Annotated in this window: 19 protein-coding genes, 1 tRNA gene and 1 pseudogene; 9 read left to right on the top strand and 12 right to left on the bottom strand. The window is 43.3% G+C overall.

The window, feature by feature from the left end:
• Nucleotides 1-2 precede the first annotated feature (2 nt).
• From BUB37_RS08210 to BUB37_RS08200, 3 genes are all read left to right on the top strand, one after another.
• The gene (locus BUB37_RS08210; protein ID WP_072992697.1) at nucleotides 3-722 is read left to right on the top strand and encodes a gluconate 2-dehydrogenase subunit 3 family protein; all 720 of its coding nucleotides are present in this window, start codon (nucleotides 3-5) and stop codon (nucleotides 720-722) included.
• Between the two features lie 136 nt (nucleotides 723-858).
• Nucleotides 859-1680, top strand: coding sequence for a sugar phosphate isomerase/epimerase family protein (locus BUB37_RS08205; RefSeq protein WP_094766651.1), 822 nt, complete (start codon nucleotides 859-861; stop codon nucleotides 1678-1680).
• 103 nt (nucleotides 1681-1783) lie between these two features.
• Nucleotides 1784-3415 carry a sulfatase family protein gene (locus tag BUB37_RS08200; protein ID WP_072991583.1) on the top strand — a complete coding sequence of 544 codons (1632 nt, stop codon included), beginning with the start codon at nucleotides 1784-1786 and terminating at the stop codon, nucleotides 3413-3415.
• Here the strand turns inward: BUB37_RS08200 and BUB37_RS08195 are convergent.
• Nucleotides 3412-5238, bottom strand: coding sequence for an arylsulfatase (locus BUB37_RS08195; protein WP_094766598.1), 1827 nt, complete (start codon nucleotides 5236-5238; stop codon nucleotides 3412-3414). The genes BUB37_RS08200 and BUB37_RS08195 overlap by 4 nt on opposite strands.
• Before the next feature lie 240 nt (nucleotides 5239-5478).
• Between BUB37_RS08195 and BUB37_RS08185 the strand changes: the two genes are divergently transcribed.
• From BUB37_RS08185 to BUB37_RS08175, 3 genes are read left to right on the top strand one after another with little or no spacing between them, the layout of a single operon-like run.
• Nucleotides 5479-7263 (top strand): DUF5060 domain-containing protein, encoded by a 1785-nt coding sequence (locus BUB37_RS08185; RefSeq protein WP_072991573.1) that lies wholly within the window; start codon nucleotides 5479-5481, stop codon nucleotides 7261-7263.
• A gap of 30 nt (nucleotides 7264-7293) precedes the next feature.
• Nucleotides 7294-8025: a M15 family metallopeptidase gene (locus BUB37_RS08180; RefSeq protein WP_072991570.1), complete on the top strand. Its 732-nt coding sequence runs from the start codon at nucleotides 7294-7296 to the stop codon at nucleotides 8023-8025.
• Between the two features lie 59 nt (nucleotides 8026-8084).
• Nucleotides 8085-8969 carry an alpha/beta hydrolase gene (locus BUB37_RS08175; RefSeq protein WP_244526762.1) on the top strand — a complete coding sequence of 295 codons (885 nt, stop codon included), beginning with the start codon at nucleotides 8085-8087 and terminating at the stop codon, nucleotides 8967-8969.
• Here BUB37_RS08175 and BUB37_RS08170 read toward each other — a convergent pair.
• Nucleotides 8966-9889, bottom strand: a complete 924-nt coding sequence (locus BUB37_RS08170; RefSeq protein ID WP_072991567.1) for an aldo/keto reductase — start codon at nucleotides 9887-9889, stop codon at nucleotides 8966-8968. The two genes, BUB37_RS08175 and BUB37_RS08170, sit on opposite strands and share 4 nt — an antisense overlap.
• Nucleotides 9890-10028: 139 nt before the next feature.
• Between BUB37_RS08170 and BUB37_RS08165 the strand changes: the two genes are divergently transcribed.
• From BUB37_RS08165 to BUB37_RS21440, 3 genes and pseudogenes are all read left to right on the top strand, one after another.
• Nucleotides 10029-10102, top strand: a tRNA-Pro gene (locus BUB37_RS08165).
• Nucleotides 10103-10356: 254 nt separating this feature from the next.
• Nucleotides 10357-10764, top strand: a pseudogene (locus BUB37_RS08160) (site-specific integrase); the annotation flags it as partial.
• Between the two features lie 84 nt (nucleotides 10765-10848).
• Nucleotides 10849-11019, top strand: coding sequence for a type I restriction enzyme endonuclease domain-containing protein (locus BUB37_RS21440; protein WP_170863115.1), 171 nt, complete (start codon nucleotides 10849-10851; stop codon nucleotides 11017-11019).
• Nucleotides 11020-11696: 677 nt separating this feature from the next.
• On the opposite strand, the gene BUB37_RS08155 is transcribed toward BUB37_RS21440, so the two are convergent.
• From BUB37_RS08155 to BUB37_RS08110, 10 genes are read right to left on the bottom strand one after another with little or no spacing between them, the layout of a single operon-like run.
• Complete coding sequence (locus BUB37_RS08155) at nucleotides 11697-12797, bottom strand: DUF3137 domain-containing protein (protein ID WP_139278089.1); 1101 nt, start codon at nucleotides 12795-12797, stop codon at nucleotides 11697-11699.
• Complete coding sequence (locus BUB37_RS08150) at nucleotides 12773-13573, bottom strand: DUF1266 domain-containing protein (protein ID WP_072991560.1); 801 nt, start codon at nucleotides 13571-13573, stop codon at nucleotides 12773-12775. The genes BUB37_RS08155 and BUB37_RS08150 overlap by 25 nt, the downstream gene beginning before the upstream one ends.
• Before the next feature lie 9 nt (nucleotides 13574-13582).
• Nucleotides 13583-14143: a LemA family protein gene (locus BUB37_RS08145; RefSeq protein WP_072991557.1), complete on the bottom strand. Its 561-nt coding sequence runs from the start codon at nucleotides 14141-14143 to the stop codon at nucleotides 13583-13585.
• Nucleotides 14144-14161: 18 nt separating this feature from the next.
• Complete coding sequence (locus BUB37_RS08140) at nucleotides 14162-14884, bottom strand: hypothetical protein (protein ID WP_072991554.1); 723 nt, start codon at nucleotides 14882-14884, stop codon at nucleotides 14162-14164.
• Nucleotides 14885-14886: 2 nt separating this feature from the next.
• Nucleotides 14887-16764, bottom strand: coding sequence for a PA3715 family protein (locus BUB37_RS08135; RefSeq protein ID WP_072991551.1), 1878 nt, complete (start codon nucleotides 16762-16764; stop codon nucleotides 14887-14889).
• A 49-nt stretch (nucleotides 16765-16813) separates the two neighbouring features.
• Nucleotides 16814-17155 (bottom strand): hypothetical protein, encoded by a 342-nt coding sequence (locus BUB37_RS21610; RefSeq protein WP_072991547.1) that lies wholly within the window; start codon nucleotides 17153-17155, stop codon nucleotides 16814-16816.
• Nucleotides 17156-18328 (bottom strand): hypothetical protein, encoded by a 1173-nt coding sequence (locus tag BUB37_RS08125; RefSeq protein ID WP_072991544.1) that lies wholly within the window; start codon nucleotides 18326-18328, stop codon nucleotides 17156-17158.
• Entirely contained in the window at nucleotides 18325-18942 is a 618-nt protein-coding gene (locus tag BUB37_RS08120; protein ID WP_072991541.1) for a hypothetical protein, read from the bottom strand. Before BUB37_RS08120 ends, BUB37_RS08125 begins: the two co-directional genes overlap by 4 nt.
• A 45-nt stretch (nucleotides 18943-18987) precedes the next feature.
• Entirely contained in the window at nucleotides 18988-20103 is a 1116-nt protein-coding gene (locus BUB37_RS08115) for a hypothetical protein (protein ID WP_072991538.1), read from the bottom strand.
• 24 nt (nucleotides 20104-20127) lie between these two features.
• Entirely contained in the window at nucleotides 20128-21192 is a 1065-nt protein-coding gene (locus BUB37_RS08110) for a trypsin-like peptidase domain-containing protein (protein WP_072991535.1), read from the bottom strand.
• Nucleotides 21193-21200: the final 8 nt, after the last annotated feature.

Below are 21200 nucleotides of genomic sequence, written 5' to 3'. Positions count from 1 at the left end.
TGATGGACAGAAGAAAGAGTATACAAACGATGATTTTGGGTGTGGGTGCCTCTGCACTTGCATTTCACGGGTGTAAGCCCGAAGGAGGTGAGGCCCCGGCTCCAGAAACTGCCGTTAACACCGATACCAACTATTTTGGGAGAACCCCCAAGGAACTGGAACGCATCGAAAAGTTGAATGCGGAGCAGTTGTTCAATGAGCATGAAATGGAGACCATTTCCGTACTGAGTACGGTAATCCTTCCACCCAAGGAGCCTTTCGGAGGTCCGATAGAGGCCGAAGTACCCGAGTTTATTGAATTTATCGGTAAAGATATGCCCCAAATGCAAAACACGCTTTTAGGGGGCTTGATGTGGTTGGACCATAAATCGAATACCGAATTTGGGGTCGAGTTTAAATCGGCTACCTTGGAACAGCAACAGCAGATTTTGGACACGATCTGCCATCCTGACCTGGACGTCCCCTTGGACGACCAACCCTTGGAAATCCAGTTCTTTGCCCTTATGCGCAACCTGGTCGTTACCGGTTATTACACCTCAAAGGTAGGAATTGCCGATCTCGGCTATAAGGGCAATAGTCCCAACGTTTGGGACGGGGTACCCGATGAGGTACTTAAAAAACACGGGGTGGAATACGACCCGGAATGGATCGCCAAATGCGTAGACCAGAGCAAGCGAAACGTTATTGCCGAGTGGGATGAGGACGGCAATCTTTTGACTTAGTACCGTTTGCCGGGGCGTATGTAAGGTGCACCCTTTGAAGGTATTGTCCAAAAACACCTCCCTTTGCAATTTGGGAGGTGTTTTGTTTTTGAAATTGCATAACTTGGCATATTCGTATGCCACCAAAAAAAACAGTATGATGAAAAAAGTATTGACCCTGTTCATGGCCCTTGCCGGCATGGTTACCCTAGAGGCCCAAGAAGTAGGCTTGCAGTTGTATAGCCTTAGAAACCAATTTAAGGAAGATGTGCCCGGCACGCTTAAAATAATCAAAGGCTGGGGCATAACAAAAATTGAAGGGGGCGGTACCTACGGCCTTTCTATGGATGAGTTTAAGGCCTTGCTGCAAAGTAATAACCTAGACGTTGTAAGTGTCGGTGCCGGATTCGAAGACCTTGAGAACAACGTGCAAAAGGTAATCGACAATGCAAAGGCCTTTGGCGCCAAATATGTCATGTGTGCCTGGGTACCGCACGATGACAATAAATGGGACTTGGAAGAGACCCAACATGCCACCGAGGTATTTAACAAGTCGGGGAAGGAACTTAAAAAACACGGAATTACCTTGGCCTACCATGCGCACGGTTACGAATTTAGGCCGTATAAAGACGGTACCCTCTTCGACTATATGGCCGAGCATGCGAAACACTTTACCTTTGAGCTCGATGTATTTTGGGCGCATCACGGAGGTGCCGACCCCTTGGCCTTGATGAAGAAATATCCCAAGAAATTTACCTTGATGCACTTGAAGGACATGCGACACGGGGTAAAGGGCAACAATACCGGTCACGAAGACGTGGAGACCAATGTGGTACTCGGACAAGGGCAGGTAGATATCGCCGGTACCGTGGCGGAAGCCAAAAAATTGGGCATTGAATATATGTTCATCGAAGACGAGTCCTCCAGGGTGGTCGAGCAGGTACCCCAAAGCTTGGAGTATTTGAAAACACTCGAATAATTTATAAGTACCCATTAAGAAACCCCTTGCCCCAACAGGCAAGGGGTTTCTTTTTTTTGTGGCAAAAACAAGTATATTTATAAAGAATACAAACCGACCAAAAATGAAAACCAAGAGCTTATTGATTATTGCGGTAATAACCCTTTTATGGGGTTGTACCGAAAGCCAAAAAAAAGATGGCGATGACCCTACCGAAAATCGACCAAATATTGTTTGGTTGGTGGCCGAGGACCAGTCGCCCGAATGGTTCCCCATGTACGGCGACAGCACCATCTCGCTACCCAATCTAGAGGGGCTGGCCAACGACGGGGTTACCTTTGACAATGCCGTGGCCCCCGTTCCTGTCTGTGCCCCGGCCCGAAGTTCACTGATTACGGGGATGTATCCCTCTACGCTGGGGACGCACAATATGAGAACCTATGCCGCATGGCGTAAAATCAACGAACCCTTATTGGATAGTTTGCCCAGTTATTCCCCCGTAGTGCCCGAGGGGGTTAAGATGTTTACGGAGTATCTGCGAAAGGAGGGCTACTATGCGGTGAACGGCCCCAAAGAGGACTATAATTTTGAAAAAACCGATGGCGCTTGGGATGAAAGTAGTGGAAAAAGGCATTTTAGAAAGCGGGGCGAGGGCCAGCCTTTTTTTGCCGTTTTCAATTTTACGGTAACCCACGAATCCCAAATATGGGCCAGGGGGAAGGATTCCTTGTTCGTCGATCCCCAAAAGGTTCCCGTGCCGCCATATTTTCCCGATAACGATACGATTCGCCACGATTTGGCGGTTAACTATAGCAACCTAAAACGCTTGGACGACCAAATCGGCGAGGTTATTGCCGACCTTAAGGAAGACGGTCTTTACGAAAACAGTATCATCTTTTTTTACGGAGACCATGGAGGGCCGTTCCCAAGGCATAAAAGGGCCCTGTACGATACCGGGGTAAAGGTACCCTTGGTTATAAAATTCCCGAAGAACCAAAAGGCGGGCACTCGCGACGATCGGCAGATCAGCTTTATCGATTATGCGCCTACGGTACTCTCGCTGGCAGGGATCAAACCCCCAAAGGTAATGCAGGGCACCGCCCAGTTCGGTCGTTTTGAGGCCGAACGGAAGCCGCAGTATACCTATCATACTTCCGACCGATTTGATGAGATTTACGACCGTCTTCGGGCCGTGCGATCGCCAAGGTTTAAGTACATAAGGAGTTTTAATACCGAAATCGGTCACGCCCTGCCCGTCTCGTACCGTGAGCAGATGCCCATGATGAGGGAACTGCGGAGGTTGTACGCCGATGGACGCTTGAACAGGGAACAAGCGTTATGGTTGCATCCGACCAAACCAAAGGAAGAACTGTACGACTTGGCGAAGGACCCCTACGAGCTGAACAACTTGGCTGAAGTGCCGGGGATGCAGGACACCTTGGTACACTATAGAAAATTACTCAAGGATTGGATGGTCGAGACCAAGGATTTGGGCGGAATCGATGAAAGGGACTTAATGGCCAGGTGGTTGGTCGACGGTGAACAGCCCCGATTGAAGCCCTTGCAGCTCGAAGAATCGGAATCGGGGGTGGAACTGATTTCTCCCAAACCGGATGCTACCATCGTTTGGAAGGGGGTAAAGGATTCTATCTGGAAAGTCTACGCCAAGCCCTTGCCCAAAGACGTTTCGTTTGTGGCAAAGGCTGAACGCATCGGGTATTCGGACAGTGAACTTTTGGAGTATAAGGTAGATTAGTCGATGCGCTTGAAATAGAGCATACGCACATCGGCCACCTCCCCGTCGGCAACTTTCGTAGTTTTTAGGGTGAGGGTGCCCCGGCCTTTTCGTAGTGTCATGGTTCCCAATCCCATGGGCTTGAAATCCTTGACGTAAGATTCCATGCGGGGTACACGGTCGTTTTCCTGGCCGGATAAGGGCGGGTCGTGGGCTTCCGAAATTTTTTGGGCAATCTTACTGCTTCCTAAACTGAGCTCAACGATCGAACCCACGCTCTCCTCTGGGCAGGTATAAAAAAGATCTACTTCAAACCGGCCATCGGCAAGGACTTCAACATGCCACGTAATGCTGTCCTGCACGCTCTTCCAATTGGTCAAAAAGCTATCGTTGGGATATTTGTTGCTGCGCTTTATGTTGCCGTGGCCCATGGCATCGCGCGCGGGCAATTGGGTAAATGTATAATCCGGGTGCCCCAAGGTAAAGAATCGGTCGTCGGTATCGCGGGTCAAGGGGTCAACGGCATCCAACCATTCTTTTTTTGCCTTTACCAACGAATCGACCAGCTTGGGGAACTGACTTGAGATATCGTTTTTTTGGGAACGGTCTTTTTGCATATCGTAGAGTCGATTCCCATTATCCAAACGGTAGTTCTGGGTACGCAGGCTGGTTTTTCCGTTCCAATGGTTGTATATGATCCGGTCGGGCCATGCTTTGTCCGTATCAAATAGCAAGGGACTCAGGTCTTTGCCGTCAATGGGTTTGTTGGTCCTAGGCTGTAGTTCGGCCATATGCGTCAAGGTGGGCAAAAGGTCTATGGCACTGGCCGTTGTTTCGATTTTTGTTCCGGGACGGATGACATTTGTCCACTGTATATAAAGGGGGCTGCGTACCCCGCCCTCGTCGGTACTGCCCTTTTTGCCGCGCATGCCCCCGTTCCATCGAAAGCTGTTGGGGCCATTGTCGGAAAGGTAAACGACAATAGTTTGGTCCTCTAGATGTAACTTTCTTAGCCGCTCTATTATGCGCCCAACATTGTAATCTATATTCTCGACCATGGCCAGGGCGGCCCGGGTAAAGTCAGGGTCTTCCTTGTTCCCGTCGTCCGAAAACTTCCGGAGTTCCTTGTTTTTAAAACGGTTCCAGTAGGCTTCGGGAACCTGCATCGGGCTGTGGGGCGTGTTAAGGGGCAAATACAGAAAAAAAGGTTCCGATTTTGATTTTTCTATAAAGTCCAACCCGTGATCGGTAAGGTCATCTGCCAGAAAACCGTTGCCCTTAACTATTTCGCCATTATGTTCGAGCATGGGGCTAAAGTAATTGCCCCAATGTCCCGAAGCAAATCCGTAAAAGTCATCAAAACCTTGTGAGTTGGGGTGGTATGGGGCTTGCATTCCGTTGTGCCACTTGCCGTAGGCTGCCGTTCTATAGCCCGAACCCTTAAGTATTTCGGCAAGGGTGGTTTCGTTATAATCCATTCGTTCTCCCCCCGATGATGTGCTGTACACCCCGGTTCGTGGAAAATGCCTTCCCGTAAGCAGTTCGGCCCGGGTAGGGGAGCATACCGGCTGTACGTAAAAATTTTCAAAAGACGCCCCATTTAGTGCCAGCGCATCGATATTCGGCGTGCTGAGGTTGGCGTTTCCGCTACTGGATAGGTCGCCCCACCCTTGGTCGTCGGCAAGGATCAATACGATATTGGGATTTTTCCCTTCCCTAGGGCCCGAAGAGGCTTGTGGTTGTTTATCCTCTTTACACGAAAAGATGATGGGCAGGAGCATCAAAAATACGGCCCGTGTTCGACTTGTGTTGAAAAGTACTTGGGTTATGGCTTTGGTCGGCATAGTGGGCTTTTTTTCTGGTGGAATGAAAATGAAGATAAAGGTTTTTTCCGATAATGTAAGATACTATCGTTTGCGATGGGGTTTTAGGTTGAATTGGATTTTGACTCCGGAAAATATCGTTATCTTATGCCCGCTAAAACAAACTACCACCAAATGCGATCTTGTAGATCAATCTTTTTCCTTTGCGGACTTGTAACCGTATTATGGGGATGCTCTAAAAACCCAAAACAACGGCAATATGTGCTCGAAGGTAGCTTGAGGAAGTGGCAGCCGATAACCATAACCTTTGACGGCCCCCAAACTTCTGAAAGGGATGACCGTAATCCATTTTTAGATTACAGTTTGGTGGTGAACTTTGTTAATGGCGACAATTCGTATACCGTTAACGGCTATTTTGCTGCCGATGGCAATGCGGCCGATTCGAGTGCCGATAGCGGTGATAAATGGCAGGTAAAGTTCTCGCCCGACAAAGAAGGGGTATGGGAATTTACCGCGTACCTGATGGAGGGCAAGGATATTGCGGTTACGCAATACTCCCTTCCCAAAGAGAACGATAAGATCTGGAACATTTCCGGGAGTTTTCAAATTCAACCGGTAGATTCCTTGGCCAAGGGGTTTTACAAGACGGGTCGCTTGGTTTATAACGGAAGTCGTTACCTGATCGAAAGTGAAACCCAAAAGGCCTTTTTAAAAAATGGTGTCGGTAGTCCCGAAACCTTTCTGGCCTTCCACGAATTTGATGCTACCTATGATAACGGAGGGATCGACACCCCAACATTGAACGAGGGCTTACACGAATATCGGGCCCATACCGACGATTGGGACGACCGTGGGTCCATTTGGGAGGATGATGATGCCACATGGGGAGACGGTAAGGGAAAGGCAATAATGGGAGCCCTGAACTACCTTGCCGAAAAGGGGATGAACAGCCTGTATTTTATGACCATGAACGTGCACGGGGACGGGGATAATGTGTGGCCATGGATTGGTCCTGAAGAACAAACAAGATATGACGTGAGCAAACTGGCCCAATGGGAAAAGGTATTTACCCATATGGACCAACTTGGTATGGCCATGAACGTGTTTACCCAAGAGACCGAAAACGATTCAATTTTGAACCGAGGGAAGCTCGGTCGGGAGCGAATGCTGTACTATAGGGAGCTGGTGGCCAGGTTCGGCCATCATTTGGGGGTGGTATGGAATCTGGGGGAGGAAACCAATCACACCCCCGAGCAATTAAAAATCTATGCTTCGTACATTCGCAGTATCGACCCCTACGACCATCCTATTGCGGTACACAATCACATTAGGGTTACGGGAAAAAGGGTAGAAGGGAGGCCTTTGGATCCCATCAAGGAGACCTTTGCCCCGATGTTGGGGTACAAAGATTTTGAAATACCTTCGCTGCAAATGTTCGATACGACCGAAATTCATGCAGAGGTAAGGAAATGGGTAGACCTGTCCAAGAAAAAGAAAAAACCATGGGTCGTTTATCTCGACGAAATCGGACATTGGAATATCGGGGTAACCACCGATACCGCGGCAAACAATAACCACCCCATGGTAATGCGCAGCGCCTTGTGGGGCAGCTTGATGTCGGGTGCGGCCGGTGCTTCATGGTATTTCGGAGGGCAAGATGTTGCCAATGGCGATATGGCCGCCGAAGATTTTAGGGCCAGGGACAAATGGTGGGATATTTGCAATAATGCCACGCAGTTCTTTAGGAATCACCTTCCGTTTTGGGAAATGCAGGGGCACGATGAACTCCTGAGCAACGACAAAGCCTTTTGCTTTGCTAAAAAAGATGAAATTTATGTGGTTTATTTGCCTAAAGGTGAGCGAACCGACCTGCAGATAAGCGATGGGGCCTTCTCAATAGCATTTTATGACCCCGTAGAGGGCGGCAAGCTCTACGATAAGCAGAACGAAGGTTGGAAAATTACCAAGCCCAATAGTGTAGAGCTTTCGGCCTTCAACGGCCAAGACCATAAAGATTGGGTGATAGTGATTGCCAGAAGTAAGTAAATGTTTTAAAGCGTAATAATATTTGGTTTAATGAAGTATAGCAATGTATTCCTTTCCCTAGGTTTTCTTTTGTTGTCCTGTAAAGAAACTCCGAAACAGCACGAGGGTAAAGTGGAGGAAGAAATAAAAGAAGAAATAAAAAAAGTGGTGGTCGATACCAATGATTTGAAAATTGGGGAAACCCCAAAAACCTTCCGAAGTTTTGAAGGCCTGGCCGATACCACCTTTGTTCGATTGGCAGATTTTAGCGACGGTTTTGCCTACGACCTGCGCTATGCTACCGAAAATAATTTTCTAAAGGAAAAGGTGTACGAGTGCGCCGAATGCTACACCCGTGTAAAAACGGCCAAGGCCTTGCTGGCGGCAAATTCCGACTTTCGCAAAAAGGGTGTCCGTATTAAGTTCTTTGATTGCTATAGGCCGAATTCGGTGCAATACAAGATGTGGGAAATTGTACCCAACCCCCAGTATGTGGCCAATCCTAAAAAAGGCTCTATACACAATAAGGGAGGTGCCGTAGATATTACCTTGGAAACCTTGGACGGTGAAGAACTCGATATGGGAACCGATTTCGATTTCTTCGGAAAACGGGCATATCACGACAACCTCGATTTACCCAAGAACATTTTAGACAACCGAAAATTACTAAAGGAAACCATGGAGAAACATGGCTTTTGGTCTATTCGGACCGAATGGTGGCACTACAACCTGGCAGCAGGTTCAAATGATAAGGTGGCCGATTTTAAATGGCCCTGCGAATAATTATAAACAAACGACTAAACATGAAAAAAGCGATTCTATTACTTCTATTTTCCATATCAATGAACACATTTGCACAAGATACCATTATTCCCTTATGGCCCGAAGGTCAAATTCCCAATCGCGTGCCGTCAGGTGAAAGGGAAATTCATGAAAAGGAGGGAATTTTGCGTATAAGCAAGGTTCAAGAACCGACTATAGAAGTGTATCTGCCGGCCAAACAAAACGCTACCGGACAGGCTATGCTTATATTTCCGGGCGGAGGGTATCATATTTTGGCCTACGATTGGGAAGGTACCGATATTGCCAAATTCTTGAACGGAAAAGGCATTGCGGGCATAGTGGTCAAATACCGTTTGCCTACCTCCGAATCGCTAAAAGAAAAACATAATGTTCCTTTAATCGATGCCCAACGGGCGATGAGATTGGTAAGGTCGAATGCCGATAAATTTAATATTTCACCGAACAAGATCGGAATAATGGGCTTTTCTGCAGGGGGGCACTTGGCTTCGACCTTGGGCACCCATTACAACGAAAAGGTATATGAAGCCGTTGATGGGGCCGATGCCTTGAGTGCCCGGCCCGACTTTATGAATTTGGTCTATCCTGTGGTGACCTTCACCCAAACCACGAAGCACTCCGGTTCCCAAAAGGCATTGTTAAAAGGAAACGAATCGGAGGAAATGCTAAAACACTTTTCCAACGAGTTGCACGTAACGGCCGATACACCGCCTACGCTTCTTGTACATGCCGCAGATGATAAATCGGTACCGGTAGAGAACAGTTTAATGTTCTTTCAGGCTTTGAAAGACCATGGGGTCTCGGCCACCATGCACATTTATCCAAAAGGCGGGCACGGATTTTCCCTGGCCCGTGGAGACCGCCATCTAAGAACATGGACGGAAAGGTTGTTCGAATGGATGGAGAGCTTGGAACAGGCCGATTAAATACTCTTGATATAAGCCAACATTTTTTTGCGTTCCGATAGATTTGGAAGCTTGCCATGGCCGGCCATCATGTTGTCGACCACGTGGTGCGGTTTTGAGGTTCCGGGGATGACACAGTTCACTGCCTCCTCGGAAAGGATATACTTTAAAAAGTATTGGGCCCACGAGGCAATTTCCAGTTCGGCGCACCATGGGGGAAGCGCCTTGCCCTTGGTCTTGCGAAAAAGCGAACCGCCTTCGAACGGTCTGTTGATAATTACGGCGGTGCCCTGTTCTTTTGCGGTATTCAACAAAAACTTCTCGGCATGACGCCCCATGATGGAATAATTGAATTGGACAAAATCGGGCCTTTCGTCTTTAATGACCTTGGCCAATGCGGCGTGGGAAGAATCGGTATAATGGGTAACACCCCAATACCCTATTTGGCCTTGGGCCTTCATCTCCTTTAAGGTGGCAAGGTGTGTCTTCCAATCGACCAGGTTGTGTATTTGGATCAGATCCATTTTGGATCGTTTCATTTTTTGCATTGACTGCGCGATCTGATCAACTCCGGCCTGCTTTCCCGATGTCCACACCTTGGTGGCATAAAAAAAGGAGTCCTGTACCCTAAGTTTTGAGGTAAGGTCTCCCACCACTTTTTCCGAACTGCCGTACATGGGCGAGCTGTCGATCAAGCGCCCCCCTTTTTTATACATTTCCAACAGGACTTTGGTAAGTTGTTTTCGCAGGTCTTGATCGTTACCGGCATCGAACGACTGCCAGGTGCCCAGGCCGACAAGGGGCAAAAGCTCACCTGTAGAGGGAATTTTTCTGTGGCCCATTTCTTTCTTGGCCTCAAGGGCATATTGGGGCCATACCAAAGTGCCGGCGGTAAGGGAAGATATTGACTTAATGGCCTGCCTCCTAGAATAATTTTTCATTGTGATTTTTTTTGCTGTGATGGCTGTTAGTCAGTAAGTTAATATATTTTTGGTATATGCCTTTTTGGGCTACCGTAAAATAAGAATTAAATTTTGTGTTATTTTTTTGAGAAAGTTTTATATTTTTGCCATCCGAATTCGGGATGTGGCGCAGTCCGGTAGCGCACACGGCTGGGGGCCGTGTGGTCGCAGGTTCAAATCCTGTCATCCCGACGAATTGTAATATCAATTACTATCAAAAACCTGTTAATCGTATGATTAACAGGTTTTTGTGTTTTTTAAGGGCGTCAATTGCAGTCAATTGATAGGGAAACAAAAGTCAACAATTCGGTCAACAAAACAATTTTAACATTTGTGTTGACCGAATTGTTAAAAAGACCGTGATTTGACTAAATAGATGTAACTTTAAAGTGATTTGGCTTTCGTCTGATGGTAACTAAGGGTTAAACAAAAAGACGAAAATCATGAAAACCTCAAAACCTATCCATATACCATTACTTCCGAAGGCCTTATTCATTATAGAAAAGTATAAGAACCATACGAAGTCTATTTCACGGGGACGGGTTTTTCCCAAGATGTCCAATCAAAAACTGAATTCTTATCTAAAGGAAATCGCCGATGTTTGCGGCATACGGAAGAATCTGACTTTTCATATCGCAAGGCATACTTTTGCGACAACGGTTACACTTTCAAACGGTGTTCCTATTGAAACGGTTTCAAAATTGCTTGGGCATGCCAAAATTTCTACCACTCAGGTCTATGCACGGGTTCTAGAGCAAAAAATTAGCGGTGATATTCAAGATTTAAAGTGTAAACTGCGAAGATTAAATGAATCAGGAAGGAATAGCTACGTAGCTGTATCTAATCAACCGTAAATAAAATTGTGGCTAGGATTGTCTACCTGTTGTTTTTTCCATTTTATTTTTATCTCCTGAGTCATTTTGCTTTTGTGAAACCAATTGGACTTACAACTCGACAGGACGAAGGAAGAAGAAGCCAAAGCAGCTATTCGCTTGGCGGTCAAAAAAGAACTACGGGGCAAGGTGCCTTTCTCCGAATTGGACAAGTTACTAAAAGAAGTCATAGAACAAGCCGAAGGGCAGTATGTGGAGTGGCCCATTGTGGGGTAGCTAAATAATAGGTTATGACACTTTTTCGGCAAAACAGAATAGAATCAAAGGTTGAAATAAACAATATTTATTAATATACCGCTCAGCACATTCCCCTACATTCCGTTTTTCTCCATTCCGGGAAAAGAGCTTCGCTTAGGAAGTCTTGGACCTATCCGTTGTTTTGCTTCCTTCATTTCGTTTTCCCTCACCGCTGTGCTGGTGTGGGACACTTCAATTCGTTACAAAAAACGGATAAGTCCGCTTTCTTGATCGGAAAGCCAACGTCTCGGTTTCTTAACGGGATTTATCGCAAGGACTTCCTGTGTCCTTGCGCGGGCATCCCTAAAAGCCGAACCGTTGTCTTACAAATTTTAAGGGGTCTATAATGGATAAAGCCTTTGTTGTTTTTCGGGTCATCGAAAAACAGGCAGTACATAACCAATTCTATATCAAAGCCAGCCGCTCACCTCGCTTAACTTCCCGTACACTCGGGGAGCAACTGGCTTTAAAAGAATTGCTAATGCACTTATGGAACTTGTCAAGACTGTACAAGTTTTAGTGAAAAATAAGGACATTCAGTGGCGAAACTTATGGGTGTTTCGCAAAGTAACATTAATAATAATTAGCTTATTGGAGCTAATCTTAAAGCGACGGTTTCACCAAGAAATTCCCATATTATCAGATGAATACATAATCTACAATTTTAATTCTTCGAAAATCTCCAAGGCAGTTTCAATGTCATTGGCCAATTCTTCCACTAGCTTCATACTGTCCAGCTTTCCTGATGGAAATGAAAACAGCCCATTCTCATTTTTTACGGCCACATACATTTGTCTATTTTGAAAAGACATCGATATGGGGCGGTCAAATTCTTCTTTTAAAGCAACAATTTTTTCCATGATTGAAGCAGATAGAACATAACGGGCCTCCACTTGGTCGGTACCGTACACCATAAACTTGCTGGTAAACCTTGGATCTTCCAAATGTATTTCCTGTTCTTCCTTAAAATTAAAACTGGCCAATCGGTCCAATTTTGTCATTTGGTTTTTGGACAATACCACCGTATGGCCGTTCAATTTCTTTTTAAACTGCAACCAACAGAACATACCTCGAAAAGAATAGTTGGTGTTATCTACCAATTTTTTGGTTACCATATTCTTGAATACGGTCTGGTACATAACGCCTAACATATTTAAAACGGGAATACGCATTAATATACTCCAAAACTTGTTGGCTACATTGTTTTCCACAATGCCCAAGTCCGCTATGTTTATTTCTGTATTATTGGTTCTCCGTCTAATCTGTCCGTAACTATAAACTGGTGCTTCTTCCTTTATCCAAGGGAATAATTTGCTTTTTACCACTTCATTGGATGGGGCCATTGCACCTTGGGTAAACTCAACTTGTGGAAACAGCATTTTGACCATTTTAGCAATGGTTTTCTGTTCAATGGTTTTGAATTTTTGAAATGTCCTGGTAAAAAAGATGGTGGTCGGATACAAAAGGACCATCAGCCCCATTATTGGATAGAGGGATGCGTAGGGATTGGCGGGTGTAGGCTTAAATACATCCAAAAAAGCCAAAGAAGTATTTTGGAGCATTGGTATGTATTGTATGCCCAACAATGCAAGCATAAATATGAGGTACACACCGGTAATGCCCCACATGACTCTTTGCAAAAAAAGGGTGTGCTTCTTTTTTTTATAAAGCGTATCCAACACTTTGCTGGTTTCGGAATAGGCCGTCACTATGCGTTCTTGCATTATCTTACTTAGGGCCATTTTATGTTGTTCCACGGACTGTCTGGGCTTTCCAAAACCTGTTTGTAAAGGTGGAATACTTCTTCTTTGTACGTATTGGAATTGGCACTCATATCTATGGCAAAACCAAGGGCAAAGCTTTTTCCAAAATCTTCCCAAGAAGAAAAATGTTGCAAGGCCAATGCTTTGGCAAAATTCATGACCTTCCAGGCTTCTTCCTCAGAAATAAGATTGCCGGTATAGGCTTTACGTGCCTGCCCGACCAATACTGCCGCATCATAACCTGCCACACCAAGCTTTACTTCGGAATCAAAAAGGATGATGCCTTTTTGCTTTAAACTGTTTAGGGCTTCTCCAGAACTTAACGTTTTCAAATAACGATGGGCCCGCTCATTACTGCCGAATTTTTGATCCATTAGTTCGCCCCATTTTTCTTGAGGTTCGTTTTCAATCATTCCTTGGATAAAATCAAAGTACCATCGGCGACCATCTTTCATAAAATACTCGGTCAAATCCCAATACCCTTCCACGGTATCAATGCCCCAACCTTCCAGATAGGGTTTAACATCTTTGGCAGTGAGAAATGATAGGGTGTTGGTGTTGGCTTTCCACCATTCGGCTATGGGCGTATACAAGGCTAAGCCAAATAATTGATCGTGATTGAGGTCACTGTTTGGCGACTTCCTAAATTTTGCCTTCGTCTTGACCGGGGCATCGTATTCTTTCTTTCCAAATTTAAAATAACGAATGGCATAAGAAGCAATAGCGATGGCCAGTATCACATAACCGTACCAGGGTAAGTTTTCGAACATTTGCATGATTTATGAATTTAAAAATTGATTAACGTTGATTTCTTTTTGTTCCGCTTTAGGAATTTCCAATAGCGTACCGGGTTGGTCTTTTCGAATACCCGCGATAATACTTGCGGGAAACATTTCTATGGTATTGTTATAGCTGGTGACCGCCGCATTGTAGGCACGGCGTGCCGCGGATATCTGGTCTTCAATATCAGAAAGTTCATGTTCGATGTTCGTGAATTGCTTGTCGGCCTTTAAACCAGGGTAGTTTTCCACGTTGATGTTCAACCCGCTAATAATATGCGTTAGCTCGTTTGAAGCCTTTATTTTTTCGTTCGCCCCAGAGGCTTTTTCAACAGCACGGCGTAGTTCTGTGATCTTTAGCAAGGTTTCCTTTTCATGCGCCAGATATTTGTTGAGCATGGCGATAAGGTTCGGAATCAAATCAAACCTTTTTTTAAGATAAATCTCAATGCTGCCAAAGGCCTGTTTGATTTGATTTTTTTTACCAATTATCCGGTTGTTGACAATAATGCCAGTAAGCCCGATAAGCGCTAGAATTGCAATGGCGATAATGATTTTCATATTACTTTTTTTAAATGGTTATATACGTAACTGTTGAAATTCCCACTCAAAAGGTTTGCCCAAAGACTGGATTGTTTTTAGGTGATCTAACTCAAATTTTTGTAAGGTCTCTTTATATTCTCGCTCATCGTCCTCATTGCGGGTTTCGGTTGTGATTTTCAGTGTTTTATTTTGAAAATCGATGCTATAATTCATTTCATCGCCCGACACCCTTTGGGCTGCACTTTTCTTATATTCAATCAATTCAAAAACTCTATTTTGAAACCTGAAAATATATTCGTGGGAAGACCATGTTGTACATTCGCGACATGGCCATATATAGAAATCTATCTGTAATTCACCATTTTGTAGAATTTGAAGCCCTTTAAAAGGTTCTTCCATCGTGGGTGTATTTTGGTTGATGATAAACGCGTTGGATTGAAGCACTTTCTTGAATTTTCCATTGCGTTTGCCAAAGTAGATACCCAATACCCTCGGGTTAATGTGTAGCGTATCGCTATCAGAACCGTCCTTGTAGACATATTTTTTCTCTATGGGACTTTCGATTGCAAATACGATGTCTTTATAACCGTCTCCGTTTAGATTTCCTGAAGCTTTTGACAAAATTTTCCAATGGGTCGGGATTATATTTTGCATTGACCTTCCCTTGGCGGGCAGCTCAGGCAGCATAGGTTCACTTTGGGCGTAAAACACCTGAACCAAAAAGAATGCTATCAAAAATGGGATGTTCCTAAAATTCATTTCTAATTTGTTTTCAACGCCAATTCATTGTTTTGATACACGTAAGTGACATTGTTGTTGGTCTTAAGCGTGTCTTCTGAACCAGGCTTAAGAATCACTTCTTCAGATTTGAGGGTGAAAACAAGGCTACCTTCTATTTCATTTATCTCTAAAACATCTGTCAAATAATTATCCAAATTTTCACCATAGGGCTCAATTTCAAGGGTTCCCATAGACTTCAGGGTTCCGTTTTCAAGAATAAAAGCCTCACCTCCAAATGGATATTCAAATGCCATTTGACAAATAATAATGACTTTGTCCGATGCGTTGCTTTTATAAAAATGGGGCTCAAATAGATAGGCGTCATCTATACCTTTTGATTGGTATACTATTTTGTTGGATGCATCCAACATTAAAAGTCTATCGCCCCAATCCGTTTCGGTATCTGGGGCTACGGTTCGTCCGTCTTCTGGTTTATAGTTTCCTGCTGCTATTTTGAATGCCTCCAACTGATAGGCGTAATCTACATCAAACCTGTCTATGTGAATGTCCTCCAATTTTTCTGGATCGTACTCGGAAAACAAAATAGCCCCAGAATCATGTTCGGTATACGTACTTCCATTAAATTTCAAGACATTGTTTTTAACTTGAAACGATTTTTCTGTTTGGCATTCCCCATCATTATCTTTAAACATCTTGGTTTCGGTTATCTTGTTGTTTATCAGAATATCAAGATGGTCATTGGTCTTCTTAGTGCTCATCACCACCGCTTTTTCTTCATCTTTAAATCTTCCGTCACAATCCCCATCCCATTCTCCACGATTCATGGCAACGGTATAATTGGCAAGCACCTTGATCAAACTATCTTTTGATTTCATGAAAAGGGACAGGGTTTTATTTTGGTATGGATTAACCCTTGAGTGTCCGAAGTACGAAACGTACAAACCGAAAGCCACTTTGTTTTCAGTAATCTCAAATAAATTTGGGGCAATCTGAATTTCATTTAACTCAATGGCATCAGAAATCCATTGGTTGGTCTGGTGACTTTCAAAGTACTTGTTCATTATTTTTCCAGAACGGTTGTCCGCAATAACAATGTGGCTGTTGAGGTCAAAATACTGTTCGCCTTCATCCACGACTTCTGGGATGACCACAATGCTTTCGTTGGGATTGTCTGGGTGTTCCAGAGTAGTAATCAAATCGGTCTTTGTTTGCACCCAATCCAAATTCAGGTCCGTTAAAACGCCATTGATCAGCGCAAAATTTTTAAAGGAATCGTTCAATCTTTTGGCATCTATTTTTTCAATGGTGCCATTACCCCTAATTTCATATTCAATTTCTTCCACTTCTTTGGTGTTGCCCCAAAATATTTTGTTTACCGTTAGTTTGCTTTCGCTAATTCGGGAGACTGTCCTGGACATACTTTCGGCTATTTCATCGAAAGCTACTTGTTTGTGATCTATGATGTTCCCCTCCGTATCATAATTGATTATAATCGTCTCCATTTCATGGTCCCCGTGTTGAATGGTTGTTACAATGGTGTGAAAATTTGTATTCACAGGTAGCTTATAGATGGTGATTGCCCTGTAATTATGACCTTCCGAATTAAAATCAGGATAGATTTGATTCAATTTCAAAGCTTTGGCATCTACCTCATCATAATCGTCTTCATCGATAAAACTGTCAAAATTTGTGTCTTCGATGTGTGGCAATTTTTTGGTTTGGCTGTTGGCAATTACTTCGGCAAAATCTAAATGCACGCTCTTAGGTAAGGTGTCCAAAGCCGTTTCAATGATTTCAACGGCGCCTTGGGTTTCGATCTCCCGTTCTTTATCCGTTTTGGAGCCTTGGCCACAGGAGATTGTAAGTACTAGTAAGGCTATGTGATATTGAATTTTCATTTAATGCCGATTATGGTTTATATAAATCCACTGTTTTTAGTTTCTTATGCTATATTACGTCAATGACTTTTTCGAGTAAATAATGCACTATGGCAACGAGTACAGTAATCATTAGCAATACCGCCAAACGGATAACCGTCCTTTTCGGGTTGTTTTTTAGTTTCTTTCGTAGGTAAAAAATATCTAACAACACGAAGCATAATGCAATGGCGCTCCCAACCCACAGACCAACTTGAATCATCCCTATATCATAAAATAGATGTAGCAAATAGCCCAATCCTTCTTCGCTTACCGTATTGGCTCCTAAAACCAAACGCATGTAGCCAATGCCTATGAACAGGCACAACAGCGTCCAAAATAGATAGGCCAATATGTATCTTAAAATTCGCATCTATAACATTTCTTTCGTGCAAACAGTGTCTTTTTCAACTTCATCGGGCATTCCCTTTAGTTTCTCAAAAAAATGGGTGCCGGCCATATTTAGTCCTTGCGCTACATCGCATACATAGATAAAAGCATCTTTTTGATTGCTGCTTCGGGTTCTGTAGACCGAATTGGTCAGTATCCAACTATTCTTGTTAAAGGCTATGTGATGGTAGGCCTCGTTTAGTCCGCCATCAGGAAAGGCGGTTTTAATGAAAAAACCATCGGGTTCTGCGACCACATCAACAATTTGATTGCCTCCATCTTCAGAAAAATTGGTGGTTTTTAAAGCGAATTGGTATGCTTCCCCTTCATTTGTAAAGAGCAATAGTTCGTCTCCTTGATAAGGCCCTGCACTTACTATTTTATCAAGTACACCATCGTTGTTGATGTCAATATCCCTGATAAAAAAGTGCTCGTTTTCCATGTAATCCGATAAGGAGTAGGTGCTATTGGTTTGGTCATCTGGAAATGGGTCCGGATTTTCATTGTCATCAAAAAACGCTGTTTCAAATAAATCTTCTAAAATCTGTTTTTTCGAAGTATTTAAATGGGATGCAAAATCAGCATCAAATTTTGGATGTGGCCCGTCAAAGAGAAAGAATAGCACTGATTTTGCCTTTTCGTTACTTAACTCGTTTATCAGGTAATATTTTTTGTGTTCCCTTACATAGTTTAGCACATGATGTTGAAAGTAGTTGACCCCATCTGCTTCCCATTGTCCGTTCTCACAAATACGGATAATGTTTTTTTCATAACTAGGGTATTTGTTGGTTCGCAACAGATGAAACAAGTATTCGATATAATGTACACTGTGTTCGTAAAGTTTATGGGGAGCGTCATTTGGCGTATCCCAGCCAAAATAACTTTGGAATTGTTTAAAATCCTTAGGGAACTGCCGTAGAAATTCTTCCTCGTCTTTATCTGCCATAGCAATATATAGGTTATGGATGCTGATGTCCTTGGGCTCTTGGGTACTTTTCTCGACTGGAGCTTCCCATTCGTCCGCGTTTAAGTTTTCTGAAGCTTCCATAAGAAGGGCATTCACCGAATCTTTAGCTTTTTGCTCTTTTTCAACGCGCTTGTTCTCCTGGCCACAAGACAGTAATAAGAGTGCTATAATGACAACTTGAAACTTCATTTTACACGTTTTGTTTTAGGATAAATACCATTTGAAAAAATATTCTTTAGGCTATCGGCTTTGAAGAATTCACCTTCTTTAAAATAATTGATTTCACCACAGTATAAGGTTGAATCATTTAGGCATGGGTCATAATAAAACTCTGCCAAGCGGTAATCTCGGTACATACCCAGTTCTTCGCTTACAAAGCCCCCTAAATCCTCTTCATGGTCAATAAAATAGCCTGTGCCAGCTTCCCCAATAAAACCAAAGGTCATTCCCCCGTATTCATAAAAATGAATCCCATTTTCGCCGGTATACGAAAGTGGTTTTCCGGTTTTATGCTCGGTCTTTAGGTGCGCCTTTATTTTTTCTTGTATGGCATTCTGTACTACGGAATAATCTTTATCCGGATATTTTACCAAATACAAATTGGGATATACGTTTGACTGAATAAACCGCATATCCTTAAAAAAGAAGTGGTGGATTACCAGTCCCGTCGCACCAAATACCAACACGACCAAAGCTGTCTGAACCCGTCTTTTGCTTTTTAAGGTCCACTTGAAAAACCTGAAGGCAAGAATCAACAGCAGAATTGCTACAATAACCAGTATGGTAATGACTAGTATGAACACAACGTTGGTTTATTTTTAATGGTCAAATGATTTCATAGCTTCGGGTTAATGCACGTTTTCTTTATCTATCTCAACGGTATACAATGGATTTTGCATAAAATCTGCATTCTCATGTGCAACCCGGATCAAGTACTCTCCCTTCCTTAATTTTTCTCGATATTGACCATGCAATTTCCCCTTTTTGTTGAGGTATTCTTCCATGGTATAAAAACCATTGTTTTCTAGCACGGAGAAACGGAAATCCACACCCTTTATCTTTGACTTCATACGGACTGAAACTTCGGCATCTTCCTCCAAAAAGAACAAGAAAAATGTGGCATTGGCATAAAAGGCGTCGGTATAGGAAGAATAGGATTGAGTCTCATCAATAGTTACAGCATTGCCGTAAAAAGAGGGCTCCACAAAGTTGATGATTTGATTTCGCCCATTTTTACTAGGTGTTTGATACGAGTAGAGTCCACCTTTGAACATAAATCTTAAAACGGGATTTTTTTTCTTTAAGTCTATAGCATAGCTGATTTTTGTTGGATATATGGTTTTGTACCATTGATTGTCGGCATCTAAACCATGAGCATATGATACATGTTCTAGGTAAGCATTTTTAGTATTGATTTCGATTGGATAAACTCCTTCCAACACGTAGTCTATATTTCGAAAGTCTTTTAGTTCTTCGTTGATTTTTTCTTGTGTTTCGCCTTGAAACATATAAAAACGGGTCATAAATCGTCCGTTTTTCTTAAAAACCCAATTTTCAACACCCATCTCGGTTTGAATTCCAAAATGGATAAACTTTCCTTTTTCTACTTTATAAAGGGGTTTTAGGTCTGCTGTTCGGTTGGAGCAGCCTGCGCATTCCGCTCGAATAAAATTTGCTAAAATTGATGTTGACTCTCTCCAATCGTCTAAAAGCACGATTTCTTTTTCTTCAAGCAAATCAGAAAACGATTTGGAAACATTTTCATTCGTGATTTCTTGAAATGGATACATTACGGAATCCGATGTCTTAAAAACCACTTTTCCTCTAGAAGTATGTACTAATGCTTTACATGAAACAAATAACAGGGCAATGAACAGCATAGCACTAAACTTTATTAAGAATGTGCCATGCTGTGAAATATTATATTGTGGAACCATTGATCCTTTTAAGTTTACCTGCTTCATGTGATATTTTAGACTTAGGAAGCACTATTTGCTATAATGCGTCATTTCCGCTCCAAAATCGTTTACAAATGTATTGTCCAGTTCATCGGCTTTGGTTGCAAGCTGGGCCAGACATTCCAGTATTTCGTCCTTATGATCGGAATACAAATCGCTGATATGGATGCGATACGATAAGTAGATCTGATTATCGGAAATGGACAATCGATGCGGGCCCATATCCGCGGTTAGGATGTACTCATAAATCTCGGCCAAATTTTTACGGGGCAAGTCGTTTAGGGGAGAGGTAGCGAATAGATAATTGTTGTCATAAACGAATATGCGTATCTCTGCACTGCCTTGGTGAAAATACCAACGCTCCCTGCCCGACCTTGCCAAAATGGGATTGATATCCAGTTTGGATATGGCTTCCTCCACCTTTAGACTGAAATCGGATAGTTCCATTTCTTCGAATAACTTTTCGTCTACAAGTGTGCCACAATTGGGGCAGTAATCGGTCTTTTCTTCAATAAGTCCCCCACAGTTGGAACAACCAAGGGTAAAGGCATCCGTCATATCATTGACTATCGTTAATTCTTCCCGAAGGGTTTCCATGGGAATGGCAAAACCCATGTTGTCGGCATCGGAAAATTTTGAGGTCGCAATCCCCACTAACTCCCCTTTTTCATTGATTACCGGCCCACCGCTATTTCCTGGATTGATGGCTGCGTCCGTTTGAATATAATAGTTGCCTCCTATACTTTGGCGTGGATTTGAAACAATACCTTCGGTAACTGTAAATGGCATACCGTAAGGATAGCCCAAGACGATTACCTTGTCTCTTGATTTTGATTCTGTCTGATGTTCAATTACCACCGTTTCAATAGGTTTTGGAAGGTCGTTAGCTCGCAAAAAGGCAATGTCCTTTCCCGGATTTACATAAAGCACTTGGGTCAAGTACCTGTTTTTATCTTTCCCTTCCAAACTAACGGTATGACAACCCGCCACAACGTGGTAGTTTGTGATGATAAGGTCATTTTCTTTGTTGTAAAACCCAGTGCCCGTTCCGTTTGCAGTATTTATCTTAAATACCGAACTTTCTATATTCTTCATGATTCCTT

Source organism: Pseudozobellia thermophila, from assembly GCF_900141855.1.
In the GTDB taxonomy this organism is placed as follows: domain Bacteria; phylum Bacteroidota; class Bacteroidia; order Flavobacteriales; family Flavobacteriaceae; genus Pseudozobellia; species Pseudozobellia thermophila.
This window is presented reverse-complemented; position numbering and strand designations above follow the sequence as displayed.